The following is a 20,033-nucleotide window of genomic DNA, read 5'->3' as shown; positions in this document are numbered from 1 at the left end:
CTTCTGGGAGGAAAAGATGGAAATCAAGAACGGCCGTTTCATGGTGACCGGGGGCATCAGCCTCATCGGGTCGCATGTGACAGAACAACTGCTGGCGCAGGGCGCGAAAGAGGTCATCCTCTTCGACAACTACTCGCTGGGCTCGAACGACATGATCGCCCATATCCTGGCGGATGACCGGGTGCGGCTGGTGCGCGGCGACATCACCCGCATCAACGAACTGTACGATGCGCTGGACGGCGTCGACGGTATCTTCGCCATCGCGGGCTTCCTGACGCTGCCCTTTGCCGCAAATCCGGCGCTTGGGCTGACGGTCAACGCCCTGGGCCATGTCAACGTGCTGGAGGCGGCGCGGTATCGCGGCGTGAAGAAGGTGATCTTCTCGTCCTCGGTCGCCACCTATGGCGATCCGGAACCGGGAACCATCGACGAGGAACGCCCCTTCCGCTTCCACTCGATGACGCCGCCGGGCGTTCTTTATGGCTCGACCAAGATCATCGGCGAACAACTGGGGCGCCTCTATTCGGACAAATACGGCGTGCAAAGCGTCTCGCTGCGCTATGCCACGGTCTATGGCGAGCGGCAGCATTACCGGGGCGTCAACGCGCTTTATATCATCGACACCTATGACAAGCTGATGGCCGGTGAGGCGCCGCAGATCCCCGGCGATGGCAGCGAGGTGCACGATTATGTCCATGTGGCGGATGTGGCCCGCGCCAACCTGATGGCGATGGAAAGCGATGTCACCGCCGAGGCCTTCAATGTCGCCTCGGGCACCGCCACCACCCTGAACCGCCTGTTCGAGATCGTGGCCGGGATCGTCGGCTCGGACCTGAAGCCGGTCTACAAGGACAAGGAAGGCGCGGTGCGGGTCACCACCTCGACCTCGCTCGACTTCTCGATCGAGAAGATCGAGCGGCTGATCGGCTGGACCCCCCAGGTCGGCATCGAAGAGGGCATCGCCCGGCTGATCAAGTGGCGCCAGGCGCAGGGCTGACAGCCGGAAAGGGAGGAGGACCCATGTCGGAATACGAGATACACGCGATCAAATACGCCGCGATGGATCGCAACAGGTCGGACAATTTCCTGAGCCATGACCCGCATGACGGGCCCATGCCAATGGATTTCTTCGTCTGGCTGGTGCGGGGCGAGGCGGGCATCTTCGTCATCGACACCGGGTTCGACGCCCCGACCGCCGCGCGCCGGAACCGCAAGGTCTGGCGCCCGGTGGCCGAGGGGCTGAAGGCGGCGGGGGTCGACCCCGCCACCGTCCGCGACGTGGTGATCACCCATATGCACTATGACCACTGCGGCAATCACGACCTGTTCCCGCAGGCGAAATACCACCTTCAGACCCGCGAGATGGCCTATGCCACCGGCCCCTGCATGTGCCATCACGCCCTGAACCACACCTTCGAGGTGGCAGATGTGCAGACCATGGTGAAGCGGGTCTTCGAGGGCCGCGTCTGTTTCCACGACGGCGCCCGCGAGATCGCCCCGGGCCTGTCGGTCCACTGGGTGGGCGGCCATTCCAGCGGCTTGCAGGTGGTGCGCGTGCGCACCCGCCGGGGCTGGGTGGTGCTGGCCTCGGACGCCTCGCATTACTACGACAATTTCGAACGCGCCGCCCCCTTCCCGGTGGTGGTGGACGTGACCGAGATGCTGAACGGCTACGACACGATGCAGGCGCTGGCCTCGTCGCCCGCCCATATCGTGCCGGGCCATGATCCGCTGGTGCTGCGGCGCTACCCCGCTTCCGGCTTTGGCGACGGGATCGTGCGGCTGGACGCCGACCCGATTGCCCAGCCCTGACGACAGGACAGACCATGAAAGATACCACCGGCCCCGCAGGCCCCTCTGCGGCCATCGCCGCCTTCGCCGCCAGCACGCGCTATGACGACATCCCGGCCCCGGTGCTGGAGCGCGCGCGCATCCACATCCTGGACGGGCTGGGCCTGGCCGTGGCCTCGGGGCGCTTTCCCTTCGCCGCCCCGGTGTTGGCCGCGGTCGAAGAGCTGGGCCAAGGCCCCTGTACCGTGATCGGCAGCACCAAAGGTGCCACCCTGCGCGACGCGGCCATGGCCAATGGGGTGCTGATCCACGGGCTGGACTATGACGACACTCATTTGCAGGCCATCGTCCATCCGACCTCGGCCGTGCTGCCCGCCGTGCTGGCCATCGCCGAACAGAAGGATCTGACCGGGCGCGAGGCGCTGACCGCCTTCTGCATCGGGATGGAGGTGGCCATTCGCCTGGGCGCCGCGATCAACGGCGGGATGCATCACACCGGCTTTCACGCCACCGGGGTGATCGCGCATTTCAGCTCTGCCGTAGCCGCGGGCGTCCTGATGGGCGCAACCGAGCGGCAACATATCGACGCCATCGGCATTGCCGGGTCCACCGCCTCGGGCATCCAGGTCTTCCTGGAAGAGGGCGCCTGGACCAAGCGGCTGCACCCGGGCTGGGCGGCGGCGGGGGGCATCACCGCCGCCACGCTGGCGCGGCACGGTTTCGTCGGTCCGACCCGGGCGCTGGAAGGGCGCTTTGGCCTCTTCCAGACCCATTTGCACGACTGGGTGAAGGACGTGCAGGCGCAGTACCTGACCGAGGGGTGGGGTGAGACATGGATGATGGCCGATACGGCGCTGAAACCCTATCCGGTCTGCCATTTCATCCACGGCGCCGCCGATGCGGCGCTGGATCTCTACCACCAGATCGACGGCGCCGAGATCGACAGCGTCGACATCTACCTGGCCCGCGACACGATGAAGATCGTCGCCGAGCCTATCGAGCAGAAGCGCCAGGCGCGCAACGAATACGAGGCCAAGTTCAGCGCCCCCTTCGTGGTCGCCGCGACCCTGCTGAAGGGCCGTTTCGGCCTGCCCGAGCTGACCGATGAGGCCATCGCCGATCCGGCGGTGCAGGCCCTGTCGGCGCGCTGCACCTGCCACGAGGATCCCGACAGCCTGTTCCCCGAGTATTTCTCGGGCGGGGTGCGCATCCGCCTGGCCGACGGGCGCGAGCTGTCGCGCCATGTGCCGGTCAACAGCGGGGCGGGGGATCGCAAGATGACCCTGGACGAGACCACCGAGAAGTTCCTGCAAAACACCGGCATGGTGATCGACGAGGCCGCCGCGCTTAGGGTCCGCGCGGCGGTGGTCGGCCTGGACGATCTGAAGGTGACCGAGCTGATGGCCCGGCTGCGCTACGACGCGGGCTAGGGCCCGCTCAGCCCTCGGCGGTCGAGGCGGCCTCTGCCTCGGCCCGCTCCAGCGCCATGCGCGCATGGGTGCGGGCGTTGGAAATATGCGTCCGCATCGCCGCCTCGGCGGCATCCGGGTCATGGGCGGCCAGGGCATCGACGATGGCATGATGTTCCGCCAGCGCCTGTTCCGCCCGGCCCACCATGGTAGAGGACTTGTAGCGGTAGAGGCGCAGCAGGTCATAGAGGTCTTCGGTCAGCAACGAGATCAGGAACCCGTTGCCCGAGGCCTGCACGATGCGGAAGTGAAAGTCGAAATCGCCGCTCTGCTGGTAATAGCCCTTCTCCAGCGAGGTTTCCTGGTGGGTCTCCAGCAGCTTGCGCAGCTCGCCCACCTCGTCATCGCCGATCTGACCGGCGGCCAGGCGCGCGGCCATGCCTTCGAGGGATTCGCGCACCTGCAACAGCTCTTCCAGCCGTTCCGGCGACAGATCCACGACCCGCACGCCCTTGTTCGCCGTCCGCTCCAGCAGGCGGCGCCCTTCCAGACGCCGGATCGCCTCGCGCAGGGGGCCGCGGCTGATGCCGTAATCGGCGGCCAGCACCTGTTCGAACACGCGCTCGCCGGGGGCCAGTTCGCCGCCGATAATGGCCTCTTCCAGCCGCTCGGCCACGGTGTCTACCAGGGATTTGGCTTGAATCTTCATGCGGTCGGGGTCCTCGCTACCAATCACGAAAGCAAACTGCCTTGGGGATCAGTCTAAAGTGTAAACAATTGACAAACAAGATCGAGACGCCGCTGCCCTGACGACAGTTCGGCGGTCTGGCCCGCCGGTCAGGCTGGCGGTGCGGCGGGGGCGCGGCAATCTGGCCTTTGGTCCTATGCCGGGCGGGCGATCTGCCCGGCCAGGCAGCGCCACAGCCTTTCGCCGGGCGGAGGGGGGCGGAAAGGCTGGTCTTTCTACACGGGTTCGTGACATTCTGCGCCGGATGTTTAAAAACCGCCAGCCAACGCCAGGGGAGGGGAGTTGCATGGAGGAGCTGAAACAGGCCGTCAGGCCCGTGACGCAAGAGGAGGAGGCGATGCCGGTCCATCAGGACGGGGGGGGCGCCATGGCCCGGGCCAGCACCGGGGCCGGGGGCCCTGACGGGCCCGCGGGGCGGCGCCTGGATCTGGATCACTACGCGCCGTTTCTGCTGGCCGCGGTCCATACCGCCTGGAGCCGCCAGATCGCCGGACCGTTCCGCGACGAACATGACCTGGGCGTGGTGGAATGGCGGGTGCTGGCCTTGCTCAGCGTGCATCCCGGGGCCTCGGCCTCGCAGCTGTGCGCGCTGCTGCGGATGGACAAATCCGCCATCAGCCGTTCGCTGCATCTGCTGTCGAACCGTGGCTACCTGGACTGGAAGGCCAGCGCGGGCGACATCCGCCGCCGCAGCTGGTGGCTGTCGGACAGCGGCCAGGAGCTGTTCGAGGCGCTGCTGGAGATCGCCCTTGCGGCCGAGGCGCGCCTGCTGGAGGACGTCAGCGAGGACGAGCTGGAGGGGTTCCTGGCCGTGATGCGCAAGTTTCTGGCCAACCTGGAACGCCCCGAAGAGGCCTGAGGACCCCGCAAGGCAAGCGGCACCAAAAAGGGGGCGGCCCGGGCATCGGGCCGCCCCCTTGTCATGTCCGGGCAGGGGCGCCGGGCGCTAGACCAGCGAGGGCAGGAACAGCACCAGCGACGGGAAGATCACGATGATCGCGGTGACCACCAGATCCGACAGCAGGAAGGGGCCCACGCCCTTGAAGACCTGCATGGTAGTGACGTGTTCCGAGGCCACGTTGCGGATGACGAAGACGTTCAGCCCCACGGGCGGGGTGACCATGCCGATCTCCAGCAGCTTGACCACCAGCACGCCGAACCAGACCAGCGAGATCCCTTCCGCATTCAGGATCGGGATGAAGATCGGCAGGGTAACCAGCATGGCACCGAAGGGCTCCATCACCATCCCCAGCAGGAAGTAGATCACCACCACGATCAGCATCAGGTGGTAATAGCTGAGGTCGGCGCCGCTGACCTGGGCGGCGATGAAGTTCGACAGGCCGGTGATCCCCAGGAAGCGGGTGAACATGGCTGCCCCGATGCCGATGATCAGCAGCGACGCGGTGGTCTGCAAGGTCTCCAGCAGAGAGGTGCGCAGCACCTTCCAGTTCATCCGCCCGACCATGGCGGCACAGATCAGCGCGCCGGCGGCGCCCACGGCGCCCGCCTCGGTGGCGCTGAACAGGCCCGAGAACATGCCGCCGAAGACCAGCACGATCAGCACCAGCACCGGCCAGGTGTCGATCAGCGCCTGCCCCAGGGGCGGGGTCTCGCCCTCGATCGGGCGCGGCGGCACCAGGTCGGGGCGGATCCAGGCGCCGATCAGGATGACCACCGAATAGGCGACGGCGGTCATGATGCCGATGGTGACGCCGCCCATGAAGACCTGGGTGATCGAGGTCTCGGCGAAGACCCCGTAGATGATCATGATGATCGAGGGCGGGATCAGCGCGCCGATGGTGCCGCCCGCGGCGATGGCACCCGCGGCGATCGAGGGCGAATAGCCCGATTTCACCATCTCGGGGATGGCGATCCGGCCCATCGAGGCAGCCGTGGCGATCGAGCTGCCGCAGACGGCGGCAAAGCCCGAGCAGGTGAAGACCGAGGCGATGGCCAGCGCCCCCGGCACCCGTTTCAGCAGCACCTTGGCGGCGGTGAACACGCCCGAGGTCAGGTTGGCATGGAAGGCCACGAAGCCCATCAACAGGAACATCGGCACCGCCGACATCGTCCATTTGGCAGCGAAGTCATAGGGCGTGTTTTGCAGGATGCCGATGGCGGGCCCGGTGCCCAGCAGGCTGACGATACCGCCGAAGCTGACGGTGATCATCGCCAGCGCCACCGGCACCCGCAGGATCAGCAGAAGCAGCAGGGCGGCAATGCCGTAGAAACCGGTTTCAACACTCATGGGTGGGCACTTTCCGGGCTAGAGCCGTGGTCGGAGGGACCTTTCAGCAGGAGGATCACCCGCAGCGCCGTCATCAGCGCCGCCAGGAAGAACCCTGCGGTGGGAAGGAAATAGCTGGGCCAGACCGGCAGCTGCCGACCCAGAACATCAACGAAGGTGCCGATCTCCATGTTCTTCAGGGCGACGGACCAGGTGACCCAGCCCAGCGAGGCATAGATCACCGTGGCCAGCAGGCCCACGGCGGCGTCGGACAGGCGGCGGCCCATCGGGCCCAGCACCATTTCCATCACCTCGACGGTGATCATGGTGCGTTGCCGTTCGACCCAGGCCAGCGGCAAAAAGACGATCAGCACCATGTAGTAGCGCGACACGACCTCGTTGGTGGCCGGAACCGGCAGATCAAGCACGTTGCGGGAAATCACGTCGATCGAGACATGCACCAGCATCGCCATCAGACCGATGGAGCCGATCAGGGCCAGCCCCTGCGACAGGAGGTCAGCGGCTTTTTCAAGACGTTTCATGACAGGTGTCCTGGGCGTGAAAAGGGGGGAGTTCTAGGAAGGAAAGGCGGCCGGACAGGGCCCGGCCGCCAATGCGCGTTCAGATCAGGTCAGCCGCCATAGGTGGCGAAGTCGACCTTGCTCCAGACCTCGTCCCAGACGCGCTGCGTGATGGCGTCCTTGTCGTGGCCCAGCTCTTCCGAGATGGCTTCCCATTTCTCGATCAGGCGCACGAATTCCTCGACGCGCTCTGCCGCATCGTCCATGCCGAAACGCTCGGCCGAGATCTCGGCGGCGGCGGCGCGGTCGTCGATGGCGAACTGGGTCGCGGCCTCGACGAACTCGGGCGAGGCTTCCTCGATGGTGATCCCGGCTTCCAGTGCCTTTTCACGGGCGATCTGCGGGAAGTCGTAGCCCCAGCGTTGGGTCATGTCCGCGTTCGCCTTGTTGGCGGCACGGGCCATGGCGGCACGTTCGTCTTCGGTCAGGCTGGCCCAGGTGGGTTGCGCCACGGTCATGTTCGAGGTCGAGAAATAGGTGCCCAGCGGGATCAGGGTCACGTTCTTCACCAGCTCGATCAGGCGGAAGGCCAGCAGGTCACCGATAGAAGCCATGGAACCGTCGATGGTGCCTTGCGACATCGCCTCGAAGGTTTCCAGAACCGACACGCTGACCGGGGTGGCGCCGAAGTTTTCGGCCCAGCGGGCATAGGGGGCACCGCCCGAGCGCAGGCGCAGGCCCGCCACGTCTTCGGCGGTACTGACCGGGGTCTTGGTCAGCAGGGCGTATTGGTCGGACGAGCCCGAGCCCAGGTAGACCATGCCGAAGTCCGACAGCTCTTCCTGGCAGGAGGCGCAGTTGACGGTGTATTCGGTCAGCGCCGCGCCCATGGCATGGGCGTCACGGCCCGACAGCGACAGTTCACCGGCCAGGGCGAAGTTCGGCAGCTCGGCGGGGAAGTAGAGCGGCAGCAGGTTGCCCACGTCCACCAGACCGGTTTGCAGCGCGTCCTTCATCTGGCCCAGGCCGACCACTTCGGTGCCCAGCTCGATGGTGCCGAGCGAGCCGTTCGACTCTTCCGGCAGGTATTCCGCGAAGGGCTTGTAGAGGAAGCCGTTCGACGGGTGTGCGGGCGGGGCGCCCGAGGCGATGCGCAGGTCGCGCGCATCCGCGGTTGCGGCGAAGGCCATCCCTGCCACCGCTGCGATCATCATCGTTTTCTTGAAAGCCACCATTTTCTCCTCCCTGGTTGCTCTAGTCTCAGATCTTCAGGAGACGCCTCGCGTTTTCCTTCAGGATCAACGGCTTGACTTCCTCCCGGAGGTCAAGTTCTTCGAATTCGGCCAGCCAGCGGTCCGGCGTGATCGCCGGCCAGTCCGAACCGAAAAGCATTTTGTTCTTCAGGATCGAATTCGCGTATTTCACGAAGATCGGCGGGAAGTACTTGGGCGCCCAGCCGGACATGTCGATGTAGACATTCGGCTTGTGCTGGGCGACCGACAGCCCCTCTTCGGTCCAGGGGAACGACGGGTGCGCCAGCACGATGGGCATGTCGGGGAAATCCACCGCCACATCGTCCACATGCATAGGATTGGAATACTTCAGCCGCATTCCCATGCCCCCCCTCATGCCCGATCCCACGCCGGTCTGGCCGGAGTGGAACAGCGAAATCGCCCCTTCCTCGGCGATCGCTTCATAAAGCGTATAGGCCATGCGGTCGTTGGGGAAGAAGCCTTGCATCGTGGGGTGGAACTTGAAGCCCTTGACGCCGAACTCGCGCACCAGGCGGCGTGCCTCGCGGGCGCCGGCCTTGCCCTTGTGGGGGTCGATCGAGGCGAAGGGGATCAGAACGTCGCCATTCTCTGCGGCCAGTTCGGCCACCTCCTCGTTGGAATAGCGATGGAACCCGGTCTCGCGCTCGGCATCGACGGGGAAGATCACCGCGCCGATCTTGCGCTCGCGGAAATACTCGGCCGTCTGCGGCACTGTGGGCAGCATCCCGTCGGCCCCGGCGGGGTTTCTGAAATACTTCGCCATCCCGGCCTGGAACTCGGTGTAACCGTCATCGCGGTCGCACTTGCAGGGTTCTTCGGCATGGGTGTGGAAGTCGATGGCGATCAGCTCATCAACATTCATCGTCCGGGTCATCGGAATCCTCTCCCTTGGTCTTGTCGAGGCCGGTCATCTTGATCAGCAACCGGCGCAGTTCCGCGCCCTCGGCGGGCGTCAGGGCCCGCTGGGTGCGGCGTTCGATCTCGGGGAAGCGGGCGGTGATCCGCGCGATCGTCGCTTCCCCCTCTTTCGTCAGGCGCAGCTCGATGGCGCGGCGGTCCTCGGGGGGAACGCTGCGCGACACCAGACCCGTGCTCTCCAGCTCACGGATCATCTTCGACATCTGCGCCCGCTTGATCTTCAGCGTCTTCGACACCATCCCCTGCCGGATGCCGGGGTTTTCCCGGATCAGATCCAGCACGGTGACCACGCCAGGGCGGACGTTCTCATCGCCGAGCACGGCGAAGAAATGCCCGAAAGAGCCCAGCTGGGCGACGCGCAGCAGGAACCCGAGAGAGCCCTGAAGGCTTTCGGTCGAGATCTGCTGGCTGTCGGTGGCGGTGTCGGGGCTGGCCATGATCAGTCCGCCAGCACTTTCTTGGCGCGTTTTTCCAGGAAGGCGCGCAGCCGTTCCTGCGCCTCGGGCGTCATCGAGGCCAGGGCCGAGACCATGGATTCGACGAACAGGCCGTCCTCGCTGGACATGTCGCGGATGCGGGGCAGGGCGTTCATCACCGCGTAGTTAGAGAACTGCGAGTTGCTGGCCGCCTCTTCCGCCAGGGCGATGGCCTTCTCGACCGCGCCGCCTGCGGGCGTCAGATAGTTGACGCCGCCCCAGCGTTCCATTTCCTCGGCCTTGGCCACCCGGCCGGTCAGCATCATGTCGGTCATCCGGCTGGTGCCGATCAGCCGCTCGATGCGGACAGAGCCGCCGCCGCCGACGAAGATCCCGCGCTGGCCCTCGGGCAGGCCGAAATAGGTGGTCTCATCCGCCACGCGGATCTGGCAAGAGGCCGCCAGTTCGAAGCCGCCGCCGACGACCGCGCCATGCAGGGCGGCGATGAAGGGGATCGTGCCGCGCTGCATCCGGTCGAAGACCTCGTGCCAGCGCCGCGAGCCCATGATCGAATCCAAGAGCGGCTTTTCCGAGTGCTCGGCCAGGTCCAGACCGGCGCAGAAATGCTGGCCCTCACCGAAGATCACCGCGGCCTTCGCCTCGGCCCGGGCGCGCTCGATCATCAGCGCCATCTCTTCGATCACCGCATCGCTGATCGCGTTCCGCTTTTCCGGTCGGGTCAGACCGATCAACGCGATTTCGCCGCGCAACTCATAGGAAATAAACGATTTTCCGCCGGTCTCCGCCATCGGGCCGTACTCCTTCCACATCGTCTTTCGACTGTTATTTGTTTCCTAGTAGACAAAATAAAATTGCTGAGTCAATCTCTGATCAACCAAGCCCGGGCAGTGAGGAGAGTTTTGCCCGGGTGTTTTGGAAACGGAGGAGACACATGTCCGACACTTCTCGGGCCCAGGATTTCTGGGCGCCCGTCATTCGTCACGAGACCCGCGAAGACGGCTCGATTCTGGTCTGGCAGGAAGAGGAGCTCGGCTCCTATCCGCGTTGTATGACCGAGAGATTCATGCACTGGGCCGAGGTCGCTCCGGACCGCGACTGGATCGTCGAGCGCGGCGGCGAGGACGACGCCTGGCAGCCCATGACCTACGGCGAGGCGGCGCAGAAGATCCGCGCCATCGGCTCGGCGCTGCTGGCCATGGGCCTGTCGCCGGAGCGGCCGCTGCTGATTCTGTCGGGCAACTCGGTGCGTCACGCGATCATGGCCCTGGCGGCCCAGCATGTGGGCGTCCCCTCCGCCGCCCTGGCCCCGGCCTATGCGCTGGCCAAGGGCGACCTGGGCAAGCTGATGGACGTGGCAGCGCAGCTGACCCCGGGCATGGTCTATGCCGAGGATGCGACCCCCTTTGGCCGCGCCATTCATGAGGTCTTCGACGCTTCGGTGCCCGTGGTCTGTGTCTCGGGCCAGCTGAAGGACCGCGCGGTGCTGCACTTCGACGACCTGGCCGCCACCGCGCCCTCGGCCGAGATGGAAGCGGCCTTTGCCGCGCTCGACGCCGACACCGTGGCCAAGTTCCTCTTCACCTCCGGCACCACCGGCTCGCCCAAGGCGGTGATCCAGACCCAGCGGATGCTGTGTTCCAACCAGGTGATGATCAACGACAGTTACCGTTTCCTGAACCACGAACCGCCCGTGGTCTGCGACTGGGCGCCGTGGAACCACACGGCGGCGGGCAACAAGGTGTTCAACCTGGTGATCTACAACGGCGGCACCCTTTACATCGACGATGGCAAGCCGACGCCGAAGGACATCGGCCGGACCATCCGCAACCTGCGCGACGTCTCGCCCACCTGGTATTTCAACGTGCCGCTTGGCTACCAGATGCTGCTGGACGCGATGGAGCGTGACGCGGATCTGCGCAAGACCTTCTTCAAGCGAGTCAAGATGCTGATGTACGCCGGTGCGGGCATGTCGCAGCCGGTCTGGGACCGCATCACCCGCATCGCCGATCAAGAGGTCGAGGGCGGTGTCGTTCTGGCCACCGGCTTTGGCTCGACTGAAACCGGGCCCTTCTCGCTGATGTGCTGCGAAAAGCAGGAAACGGCGGGCAACCTGGGCGTGCCGTCGCGGGGCATCACCCTGAAACTGGCCCCCGAGGGCGGCAAGTACGAGGCGCGGGTGAAGGGGCCCAACATCACCCCCGGCTACTGGCGCAACGAAAAGCTGTCGGCCGAGGCCTTTGACGAAGAGGGCTTCTACCGCTTCGGCGACGCCTTCCGCTTTGTCGAGCCGGGCAACCCGGCGGCGGGCTTCTACTTCGACGGGCGCCTGGCCGAGAACTTCAAGCTGGCCTCGGGCACCTGGGTCGCCGTGGGCGCCCTGCGCGCGCAGCTGACCAATGACCTGAAGGGCCTGGCCTCGGACGTGGTCGTGGCGGGCGAGGGGCACACCGAACTGGGCGCGCTGGTGGTGCCCGACTGGGACGCCCTGGCGGCCATGGTGGATGAGGACGTCACCGACGAGGCCCTGCTGAACCATCCCAAGGTGCGCCGCGTGGCCGCCGACCTTCTGGATGCCCATGCGGCCCGGGCCACCGGCTCGGCCAGCCGGGTGACCCGGATGATGTTCCTTGAGGTGCCGCTGTCCTTCGAGAAGGGCGAGGTGACCGACAAGGGCTCTATCAACCAGCGGGCGGTGTTGCGTCACCGCGCCGATCTGGTCGAGAACCTGTGGTCCGAGGATCCGCGGGTGATCTCTTTGCATATGGAAAGGACCTGACACTATGAACCTTACGGATGCACATATCGCCGTCACCGGCGGCGGATCCGGCCTGGGCGCGGCCACCGCGCGCCGCCTGGCCAAGGCGGGCGCCAAGCTGACCATCATCGACCGCAACGCGGCGGCGGCAGAGGCCGTGGCGGCAGAGCTGGGCGGCGTGGCCAAGGCGCTGGACGTGGCCGACCCGGTGGCGGCGGAAACCGCCCTGGACGAGGCGATCGCGGCGCAGGGCCCCCTGCGGGGCCTCGTGAACTGCGCCGGTATCGGCGAGGCGGGCCGCGTCGTGGGCCGCGAAGGCCCGCTGCCCTACGAGGACTTCGAACGCACCATCCGCGTCAACCTGCTGGGCTCGTTCAACATGCTGCGGCTGGCCGCCGCGCGCATGGTGCCCTCGGATCCGCTGGCCGATGGCGAGCGCGGCGTGATCGTCAACACCGCCTCCGTGGCGGCCTTCGACGGGCAGATCGGCCAGGCGGCCTATTCGGCCTCGAAGGGCGGCATCGTCGCCATGGCCTTGCCGATCGCGCGCGAGCTGGCGAAGTTCGGCGTGCGGGTGAACACCATCGCGCCGGGCCTCTTCCTGACCCCGCTGCTGGAGGGCCTGGGCGAAGAGGTGCAGAAATCCATCGCCGCCACCATCCCCTTCCCGCAGCGCCTGGGCGACCCTGATGAATATGGCCGCACCGTGCAGTACATCTTCGAGACCGCCTATCTGAACGCCGAGGTGATCCGCCTCGACGGCGCCGTGCGGATGCAGGCCAAATGACGGCGGAGCTGATCTCCGACATCCTGCATCTGACCCCCGGCTGGGCCGAACAGGCCGCAGCTGCGGGGCTGGAGAGGGAAGACACCACGATGATCCTCGGCGAGGCCGCGCGCCTGGCCGAGGAGGTTCTGGCCCCCCTGGCAGGGCGCGCCGACGAAGAGGGCTGCCGGGTCGAGAACGGCCGGGTGCGCACCCCTGCGGGCTATGCCGAGGCGCTGGCCAAGCTGGGCGCCGATGGCTGGCTGGCCGCCGACCTGCCCGAGGACTTCGGTGGGCAGGGCCTGCCGACGGCGGTGCATGTGGCCGCCTCGCTGGCCTTTGAAGGCGCCGCGATGCCCTTCATGATGATCGGCGGCTCGACCCGGGCGGGCGCGCATTGCCTGATCGCCGCCGCGCCGGATCTGGCCGCCACCTGGGCGCCGAAACTGGCCTCGGGCGAATGGACCGCGACGATCTGCATTTCCGAACCCGACGCGGGCTCGGACGTGGGGCGCATCCGCACCCGGGCGGTGGATCTGGGTAACGGCCAGTGGTCGATCACCGGGCCGAAGTGCTGGATCTCCTTTGGCGATCACGACATGGCGGCGCGCATCGGCCACCTCTGCCTGGCGCGCACCGGCACGCCGGAAGAGGGCACGCGCGGCCTGTCGCTCTTCCTGGTGCCCGACGTAAAGGACGACGGCAGCCGCAACGCGATCCGGGTCGAGCGGATCGAGGAAAAGCTGGGCCTGCACGGCTCGCCCACCTGTGTCCTCAGCTTCGAGGGCGCCGAGGGGCAGATGGTGGGCGAACCGGGCCGGGGCCTGGTCACGTTGTTCCGCATGATCGAGCTGATGCGGCTGCAAACCGGCTGTCAGGGCGCGGGCCTGGCCCTACGCGCGGCGGCCCTGGCACGGCACTACGCGGGCGAGCGGTTGCAGGGCGGCAAGCCCTCGGAACCGCCGGTGCCGATCCTGTCGCACCCCGATGTGCGGCGTCAACTGCTGGACATGCAGTCCAAGGCGGCGCTGCTGGCGGCCCTGGTGGCCGAGGCGGCGGTGACCACCGACGCGGCCCGTGCGGGCGATGCCGAGGCCGAGATGCGCTCGGCCTTCCTTCTGCCGCTGGCCAAGAACTTCGGTGGCGAACTGGCCTTCGAGGTGGCCTCTGGCGCGGTGCAGGTGCTGGGCGGGGCGGGTTATACCCGCGAATGGCCCGCCGAACGCTATCTGCGCGATGCGCGGATCATCACCATCTACGAAGGCACGACGGGGATGCAGGGCCAGGACTTCCTGATGCGCCGCCTGCTGAAGGACGAAGGGCGCAGCCTTGACGCCTTCGCCCGCGCCGCCCGGGCCGAGCTGACCGCCTCGCCCCATGAGCCCGAGGCGGCCCGCGCCGCCGAGATGCTGGACCGCTTCATCGCCCTGGCCGACCGGCTGATGTCCTCGGGCGCGCCGGCGCAGGTCCTGCTGGGTCAGGCCGATGGCTATCTGCGCGCGGGCTGGGCCGCCGTGGCGGCGCTGATGGCCACGCGTCTGGCGGGGCTGGGCCCCGAGGGGCAGGGCTGGGCACGCTACCGCCTGCATTTCGCCGAAGCCGAGATGGTCCGGGCCGAGGCCGCCTGCACCCTGCCGCCCGAACTGCTGGAGGGGGTCGCCTAGGCGCTGCGCCGATCCGGTGCCAGGCTTTCGACGGGCAGCTACAGCAATGTGGCTGCCCGTTTGTCCCTGGCCCAAAGAGGCACCCGGCCCGCGTCGGGGTTAACAGCCGCAAAGATATATGGAGAAAGACCTTGAACGGTTGTTCGGCTTCGCGTCAGATGCTCAGACGGTGCCGTGTGGTTGGGGCCGTTGTGGTGTGAGTGACCTGTGTCTGAAGGACCTGTTGTGACATGAGTATGGATGTCGCGGCCCTGCGCAAGGGTACGCCGGCCCTGCCGGGCCTGGCGCATTTCAATGCGGCCAGCAGTGGCCTTGTGCCGTCGGAAGTGGTCGAGGTCCTGCAACTGCATCTGGCCGAAGAGGTGCGCACCTCGCCCCATGCCGCCGGGCTGGCCGCCGCCGAGGCGATCGAGAATGCCCGCGACGAGATCGCCTGGCTGATCGGCGCCTCTGCCCCCGAGATCGCCTTCACGACCGGCAACAGCGAGGGCTGGAACCTGGCCCTGCTGTCGATGCCGCGCTTTCGCCCCGGTGACCGGATCCTGGTGGGGGGCGGCGAATGGGGCGGCAATATTCTGACCCTGGCGCAGGAATGCGCCGCCGCGGGTGCCCGGCTGGAACGGATCCCGGAACTGCCTGATGGCCGGATGGACCTGTCGGGCCTGGAAGAGATGATCGACGACCGGCTGCGGCTGATCGCGGTGACCTGGGTCGGGGCGCATCTGGGCCATGCGGCGCCGGTGGCCCGCATCGGCCAGCTGGCCCGCGCCGCCGGGGTGCCCTTCCTGCTTGACGCGGCGCAGGCCGTGGGCGTGCTGCCGGTGGATGTGAACCGCATCGGCTGCGACGTGCTGTCGGCGGCAGGCCGCAAGGGGCTGCGCGGGCCCAAGGGCTCGGGCTTCCTCTTCGTGCGCGAGGGCTTTCTGGAAGAGCTGATGCCGCGCCCGATGAACCTGCGCGCCGCCTCTCTGGTGGCGGGCGAGGTGGTGCAGCGCCGCGATGGCGGCCGCTTCGAGGCGGCAGAATTTGCCCCGGCCCTGCGTTTGGGGCTGGGGGCGGCGGTGCGCCTGGCCAACCGCCTGGGCGCCGAGGCGATCCGCGACCGGGTGCTGACGCAGACTGACCGGCTGCGCGCCGCCCTGGCCGGGGTGCCGGGCCTGGTGCTGCGCGAAAGCGGCCCGGCGGAAAGCCATATCACCACCTTCTTCCATCCCCGGATCGCGCCGGAACAGCTGCAACTGGCCCTGGCACAGCGCGGGGTGACGATCAACACGGTCAACACCTCTTATGCGCCCTTCTCGACGGTGCCGATGCCCCAGGGCGCGGTCTGTCGCGCCTCGGTCAGCTATCTGACCAATGCCGAGGAAATCGCCCGCCTGACCGCTGCCTTGCAGGAGATCGTCCAGATCTTCCCCTAGGGCCAGGCGGGCAGGTCGGGGGCATAGCGGGCGCGCAGATAGCGGGCCAGGGCGGCAATGTCCGCCTCGGGCAGCTCGGCGGCAAAGCCCGGCATGTCGCGCAACGATGTGTTCAGCGGCGCCGCCAGCCCCTCGCGGATCACCGTCATCGCCGTCTCCGGCCCCGGCGCACGCAGCGCGGGCGACTGGCCCAGCGGGATCTGGGCGGCGGTCAGCAGATCGGCAAAGGCCGGTTCGTGGCAGCTGGCGCAGGCGCTCTCGAACAGGCGATGCATCCGGTCGGGGGCCGTGGGCAGGACGGGATCCGGCACCGGCACGGGCGCCCCCTCGGCCAGCGAGGCCAGGTAGGTGGCCATGGCGCCCAGATCCGCCTCGGGCAATTGCGACGTGCCTTCGATCACCTCGGCCATGGGGCCAGAGGCCGCCGAGAGGCCCGGCGCGCTGCCGGTTTTCAGATAGCGGGTCAGCGTCGCCACGTCCCAGCCGCGCGCACCCGCCTCGGGGCCCGTCAGGGCCGGGGCGAACCAGTCGCGGATCATCGCCCCGGTCAGCGGGCGGGCGCGGTCCTCGGCGCCAAGCGCGCCGCGCGGGCTGTGGCAGGCGGAACAGTGGCCCACCGTCTCCACCAGATAGCGGCCCCGGTTCCAGACCGCATCCTGCGCCGGGTCGGGGGCCAGCGTCTCGGCCCGGTGGAACAGCGCGTTCCAGGCCGCCATGGCCGGGCGCGGCACCTGCATCCGGGCGGCGGGCACCTCGGCCCGGACCGGCTCCAGCGACTGGATATAGGCGTAGAGGGCCTGAAGGTCGGCCTCGGCCATCCGGGCGAAAGAGGTATAGGGGAAGGCGGGGTAAAGGTTGCGCCCGTCGCGGCTGACGCCATGGCGCATGGCGCGGGCGAAGGCGGCATAGGACCAGCGGCCCAGCCCGGTCTCGGGGTCGGGCGTCAGGTTGGTGGAATAGACCGTGCCGAAGGGCGTCTCGACCGGCTTGCCGCCTGCGTTCCTCAGCCCGCCATTGGCGGTGTGGCAGGACGAACAGTTGCCAAGCGCAAAGAGCGTCTCGCCCCGCGCCAGTTGCTCCGCCGTGGCGGCGATCTGCGGTGTCACCGGCGCGATGGCGCGGTGCAGGGGCAGCGAGACCGCGCCCAGCCCCGCCAGCCCCAGCACCCCGATGGCCCCGGCGGCCAGGCGCGCGCGCAGCGGCAGGCGCGGCTTGCGCGGCGGCGGGGCGGGCAGGGCGGCGGCCTGCGATGTGGGGGCTGCGGTGCCAAGCGCGGCGCGCATCTTCTCTGGCGTGAAGGGCGCCTCGCGCATCCGCACCCCGGTGGCGTCGAAGATCGCATTAGCGATGGCGGCGGCGGCGGGCACGGCGGCGCTTTCGCCGACGCCCAGGGGCGGCGCCTCGGAGCGTTCCACCAGCAGGGTGCGGATCTCGGGCAGCTGCGGGAAGGTGGCGATGGGATAATCGGCAAAGCTTTGATCCGTCACCCGGATCTCGTCGAAACTGACCTCTTCGCTCAGCACCCGGCTGGCGGTCTGGATCACGTTGCCATGGATCTGCTGGCGCACCCCGTCGGGGTTGATCACCAGCCCCTGGTCCTGGCCGACAAAGACCCGGGTCAGGGTGACCTCGCCGGTCAGGGTGTCGACGGTGACATCGACGACCCAGGCGGCGGCGGCGGCGGCGACGCCCGGAAAGGGGCCGTGGACATAGGTGGCAAAAGCGAAGCCCTGGCCATAGGCCATGCGCCCCTCGCGGCGCAGGCGCGGACCGCCATGTTCGCTCCACCCCGCCTCCTCGGCGGTGCGGCGCACCAGCTCGGCCTGGCGCGGGTCGTCCATGTGGCGCAGGCGGAAGGCCACCGGATCCTCGCCCGCCTCCGCCGCCAGCTCGTCGATATAGCTTTCATGGGCGAAGGTATTGGGCAGCGCCGAGACGCCGCGCAGCCAGGCGGCACGGACGATGGGGGCCATGTCATGGGCCAGGATGCGGCGGTGCGGGATGCGGTAGGGCGGCACGGCGGTGCGGTCGCCCATGGTGTCGGGGCGCGGCTCGGGCGAGATCCGGCCTGTCAGCAGCAGCGCCAGGTTGGGGCCCCGGTTCGAGGGGTACCAGCTTTGGAAGTCGTAGGCGTGAAAGGCCTTCGCCGTGTCCAGACCGCCCCTGATCTCCATCAGCTGGGCGGCGCCCTTGGGTTCCCACAGGCTTTCCTGCGCCCGGGTCAGCTGCACCCGCACGGGCCGCCCGCAGGCGCGCGACAGCAGCAGCGCATCGCCCGCCACGTCATCGGCGCAGTTGCGCCCGTAGCAGCCGGCGGCCTGATGGCGGCGGATCTCGATCTGCTCTTCCGGCAGGTCCACCAGCAGCGCCAGATCACCGCGCAGCATGTGGGGGTTCTGGGTGCCCGACCAGACCAGCGGCGCGCCGCCGTTCCAGTCGGCCACGGCGCAGCTGGGCCCGATCGAGCCGTGCATGTGCCAGGGCCAGACATAGCGCCGGTCCAGCCTGTGCTCCGTCTCGGCCAGGCCAGTGTCGATGTCGCCGCTTTCCAGCAGCAGGCGCGGGGTGGCGGGCTGGGCCTTCAGGGTCTCGGCCACGTTCTCCATCTCGGGCAGGGGCGGCGGGCGGCGCCAGTCGACGGGAAGGGCCTCGGCAATGGCGCGCGCCTGGGGGGCGGTTTCGGCGAGAGCGGCCAGGAAATCGCCCTGGTGGTGCAGGCCCAGATAGCCGGGCATCCCCTCGACGGCGGCGGCGTCATAGCCGATCAGGCTGTGCCCGATGAAGGCGCCGCTGTCGCGGCCCGCATAGGGGGGGCGGATCACGTGGCCATGGACCATGCCGGGCAGGCGCACGTCCTGGATATAGTCGAACTCGGCCCGCAGTTTCGCGGGCAGGTCCAGGCGCGCGGCCTTGCGGCCCACCACGCGGTACTGGGCGGGATCCTTGACCGGCACGTCCTCGTCCAGGGGCAGGACCTGGGCCTGGTTCTGCAACAGCTGGCCATAGGGCAGGCGGCGGTCCTGCCACAGGCAGGCGCCGTCCTGGGTGGTGATCTCGGCCTCGGGCACGTCCCATTGGCGCGCTGCCTGGGCCAGCAGCCAGGCGCGGGCCTGGGCGGCGGCCTGGCGCAGGGGCCGGGCGGTGATCTGGATGGTTTCCGAGGCGATGGTCGGCCCCTGGTTCGGCGTATGGGCCGTGTCGCCCAGGTGGATGGTCACCGCCGCCAGCGGCAGGTCCAGTTCCTCGGCCACGATCTGGGTCAGGGCAATCCCGATGCCGGTGCCCAGATCCACATGGCCGTTATAGCCGGTGGCCTGGCCCTCGGGGGTCAGGGTCAGGAAGACCTCGCGGCCCTTGTCGCTGTCACGGTAGATAGTCAGGGCATGGGTCATGGCCGGGCGCTCCTCCGCCCTTGGGGGCCTCCTCGCGGGCGGCACGGCGGCTGGCGCAGGGTGCGGACGTCACGCATGGCGGGCCTCCCGCAGCAGCTCGGCGGCGCGGCGCACCGAGGCGACGATCTCCACATGCGCCCCGCAGCGGCAGAGGTTGTGGCGCAGGGCGGCGCGGATCTCGGCCTCGGTCGGGTCGTCATTGTCGCGCAGCAGAGTCGTGGCGCTCATCACCATACCGTTGAGGCAATAGCCGCATTGCGCCCCCTCCATCTCCTGGAAGGCCTGCTGGGCGGGGGACAGGGCGCCGGTTGCCGGATCGGCCAGCCCCTCCAGCGTGGTGACCGCCCGCCCGGCCACCCGTTCGGCGCGCAGCACGCAGGACCGCGCGGGCGCGCCATCCACCAGCACCGTGCAGGCGCCGCACTGGGCCAGGCCGCAGCCGTATTTGGGCCCGTTCAACCCCAGCTCTTCGCGCAGCTGGTCCAACAGCGACAGCCCCGCCGCCCCGCCGCAGGTCACCGCCCGCCCGTTGAGCGTGAAGCTCAGCTCGTCCCGCATCTGTCCTTCCCCGGGCGCAGGGCTGCGCCTCTCTCTCGCTGGCCCGGCCGCGTTTCCTTGCGGCGGGTAAATTGCTTGCACGCGAACAATGTCGCGAAACCTCCCCCAAGGCCAGAGCCAGTGAGCCACGGATGCGGCGGCGGCTCAAGTTTGAC

Annotated in this window: 17 protein-coding genes; 8 read left to right on the top strand and 9 right to left on the bottom strand. The window is 68.1% G+C overall.

From position 1 onward, the window contains the following. Positions 1-16: 16 nt before the first annotated feature. The 3 genes from ACRARE_RS19950 to ACRARE_RS19940 are packed head-to-tail and all read left to right on the top strand — an operon-like array spanning position 17 to position 3,221. Positions 17-997 carry an NAD-dependent epimerase/dehydratase family protein gene (locus ACRARE_RS19950; RefSeq protein ID WP_432658232.1) on the top strand — a complete coding sequence of 327 codons (981 nt, stop codon included), beginning with the start codon at positions 17-19 and terminating at the stop codon, positions 995-997. Between the two features lie 23 nt (positions 998-1,020). Continuing rightward, complete coding sequence (locus ACRARE_RS19945; RefSeq protein ID WP_432658231.1) at positions 1,021-1,812, top strand: N-acyl homoserine lactonase family protein; 792 nt, start codon at positions 1,021-1,023, stop codon at positions 1,810-1,812. A 14-nt stretch (positions 1,813-1,826) separates the two neighbouring features. Continuing rightward, positions 1,827-3,221, top strand: coding sequence for an MmgE/PrpD family protein (locus ACRARE_RS19940; RefSeq protein WP_432658230.1), 1,395 nt, complete (start codon positions 1,827-1,829; stop codon positions 3,219-3,221). Between the two features lie 7 nt (positions 3,222-3,228). On the opposite strand, the gene ACRARE_RS19935 is transcribed toward ACRARE_RS19940, so the two are convergent. Then, positions 3,229-3,909, bottom strand: a complete 681-nt coding sequence (locus ACRARE_RS19935; protein WP_432658229.1) for a GntR family transcriptional regulator — start codon at positions 3,907-3,909, stop codon at positions 3,229-3,231. 325 nt (positions 3,910-4,234) lie between these two features. On the opposite strand from ACRARE_RS19935, the gene ACRARE_RS19930 reads away from it, so the two are divergent. Next, positions 4,235-4,807 carry a MarR family winged helix-turn-helix transcriptional regulator gene (locus tag ACRARE_RS19930; RefSeq protein ID WP_432658228.1) on the top strand — a complete coding sequence of 191 codons (573 nt, stop codon included), beginning with the start codon at positions 4,235-4,237 and terminating at the stop codon, positions 4,805-4,807. An 87-nt stretch (positions 4,808-4,894) separates the two neighbouring features. Here the strand turns inward: ACRARE_RS19930 and ACRARE_RS19925 are convergent, their stop codons facing one another. From ACRARE_RS19925 to ACRARE_RS19900, 6 genes are all read right to left on the bottom strand, one after another. Then, positions 4,895-6,196: a TRAP transporter large permease gene (locus ACRARE_RS19925; RefSeq protein ID WP_432658227.1), complete on the bottom strand. Its 1,302-nt coding sequence runs from the start codon at positions 6,194-6,196 to the stop codon at positions 4,895-4,897. Continuing rightward, on the bottom strand, positions 6,193-6,717 hold the full coding sequence (locus ACRARE_RS19920) for a TRAP transporter small permease (RefSeq protein WP_432658226.1): 525 nt from the start codon (positions 6,715-6,717) through the stop codon (positions 6,193-6,195). Before ACRARE_RS19920 ends, ACRARE_RS19925 begins: the two co-directional genes overlap by 4 nt. An 89-nt stretch (positions 6,718-6,806) precedes the next feature. Further along, complete coding sequence (locus ACRARE_RS19915) at positions 6,807-7,931, bottom strand: C4-dicarboxylate TRAP transporter substrate-binding protein (RefSeq protein ID WP_432658225.1); 1,125 nt, start codon at positions 7,929-7,931, stop codon at positions 6,807-6,809. Between the two features lie 25 nt (positions 7,932-7,956). Further along, the gene (locus tag ACRARE_RS19910) at positions 7,957-8,832 is read right to left on the bottom strand and encodes an amidohydrolase family protein (protein ID WP_432658375.1); all 876 of its coding nucleotides are present in this window, start codon (positions 8,830-8,832) and stop codon (positions 7,957-7,959) included. Continuing rightward, entirely contained in the window at positions 8,822-9,325 is a 504-nt protein-coding gene (locus ACRARE_RS19905) for a MarR family winged helix-turn-helix transcriptional regulator (RefSeq protein WP_432658224.1), read from the bottom strand. Before ACRARE_RS19905 ends, ACRARE_RS19910 begins: the two co-directional genes overlap by 11 nt. A 2-nt stretch (positions 9,326-9,327) precedes the next feature. Beyond that, the gene (locus ACRARE_RS19900; protein WP_432658223.1) at positions 9,328-10,113 is read right to left on the bottom strand and encodes a crotonase/enoyl-CoA hydratase family protein; all 786 of its coding nucleotides are present in this window, start codon (positions 10,111-10,113) and stop codon (positions 9,328-9,330) included. Positions 10,114-10,256: 143 nt separating this feature from the next. On the opposite strand from ACRARE_RS19900, the gene ACRARE_RS19895 reads away from it, so the two are divergent. The 4 genes from ACRARE_RS19895 (at position 10,257) to ACRARE_RS19880 (ending at position 15,928) form a co-directional block, all read left to right on the top strand. Further along, positions 10,257-12,101, top strand: coding sequence for a feruloyl-CoA synthase (locus tag ACRARE_RS19895; protein ID WP_432658222.1), 1,845 nt, complete (start codon positions 10,257-10,259; stop codon positions 12,099-12,101). 4 nt (positions 12,102-12,105) lie between these two features. After that, positions 12,106-12,867, top strand: coding sequence for an SDR family NAD(P)-dependent oxidoreductase (locus tag ACRARE_RS19890; RefSeq protein ID WP_432658221.1), 762 nt, complete (start codon positions 12,106-12,108; stop codon positions 12,865-12,867). Beyond that, positions 12,864-14,510: an acyl-CoA dehydrogenase family protein gene (locus tag ACRARE_RS19885; protein ID WP_432658220.1), complete on the top strand. Its 1,647-nt coding sequence runs from the start codon at positions 12,864-12,866 to the stop codon at positions 14,508-14,510. The genes ACRARE_RS19890 and ACRARE_RS19885 overlap by 4 nt, the downstream gene beginning before the upstream one ends. 230 nt (positions 14,511-14,740) lie before the next feature. Beyond that, a complete protein-coding gene (locus ACRARE_RS19880) occupies positions 14,741-15,928 on the top strand; it encodes an aminotransferase class V-fold PLP-dependent enzyme (RefSeq protein WP_432658219.1) in 1,188 nt (395 codons plus the stop codon). On the opposite strand, the gene ACRARE_RS19875 is transcribed toward ACRARE_RS19880, so the two are convergent. Then, positions 15,925-19,320, bottom strand: a complete 3,396-nt coding sequence (locus ACRARE_RS19875; protein ID WP_432658218.1) for a molybdopterin cofactor-binding domain-containing protein — start codon at positions 19,318-19,320, stop codon at positions 15,925-15,927. The two genes, ACRARE_RS19880 and ACRARE_RS19875, sit on opposite strands and share 4 nt — an antisense overlap. A gap of 69 nt (positions 19,321-19,389) precedes the next feature. Further along, positions 19,390-19,878 carry a (2Fe-2S)-binding protein gene (locus ACRARE_RS19870; protein WP_432658217.1) on the bottom strand — a complete coding sequence of 163 codons (489 nt, stop codon included), beginning with the start codon at positions 19,876-19,878 and terminating at the stop codon, positions 19,390-19,392. Positions 19,879-20,033: the final 155 nt, after the last annotated feature.

The organism is Pseudooceanicola aquaeponti (assembly GCF_050897975.1).
Lineage (GTDB): Bacteria > Pseudomonadota > Alphaproteobacteria > Rhodobacterales > Rhodobacteraceae > Pseudooceanicola.
Note: the sequence above shows the minus strand (reverse complement) of the source record. Positions and strands in the feature narration are given on the sequence as shown.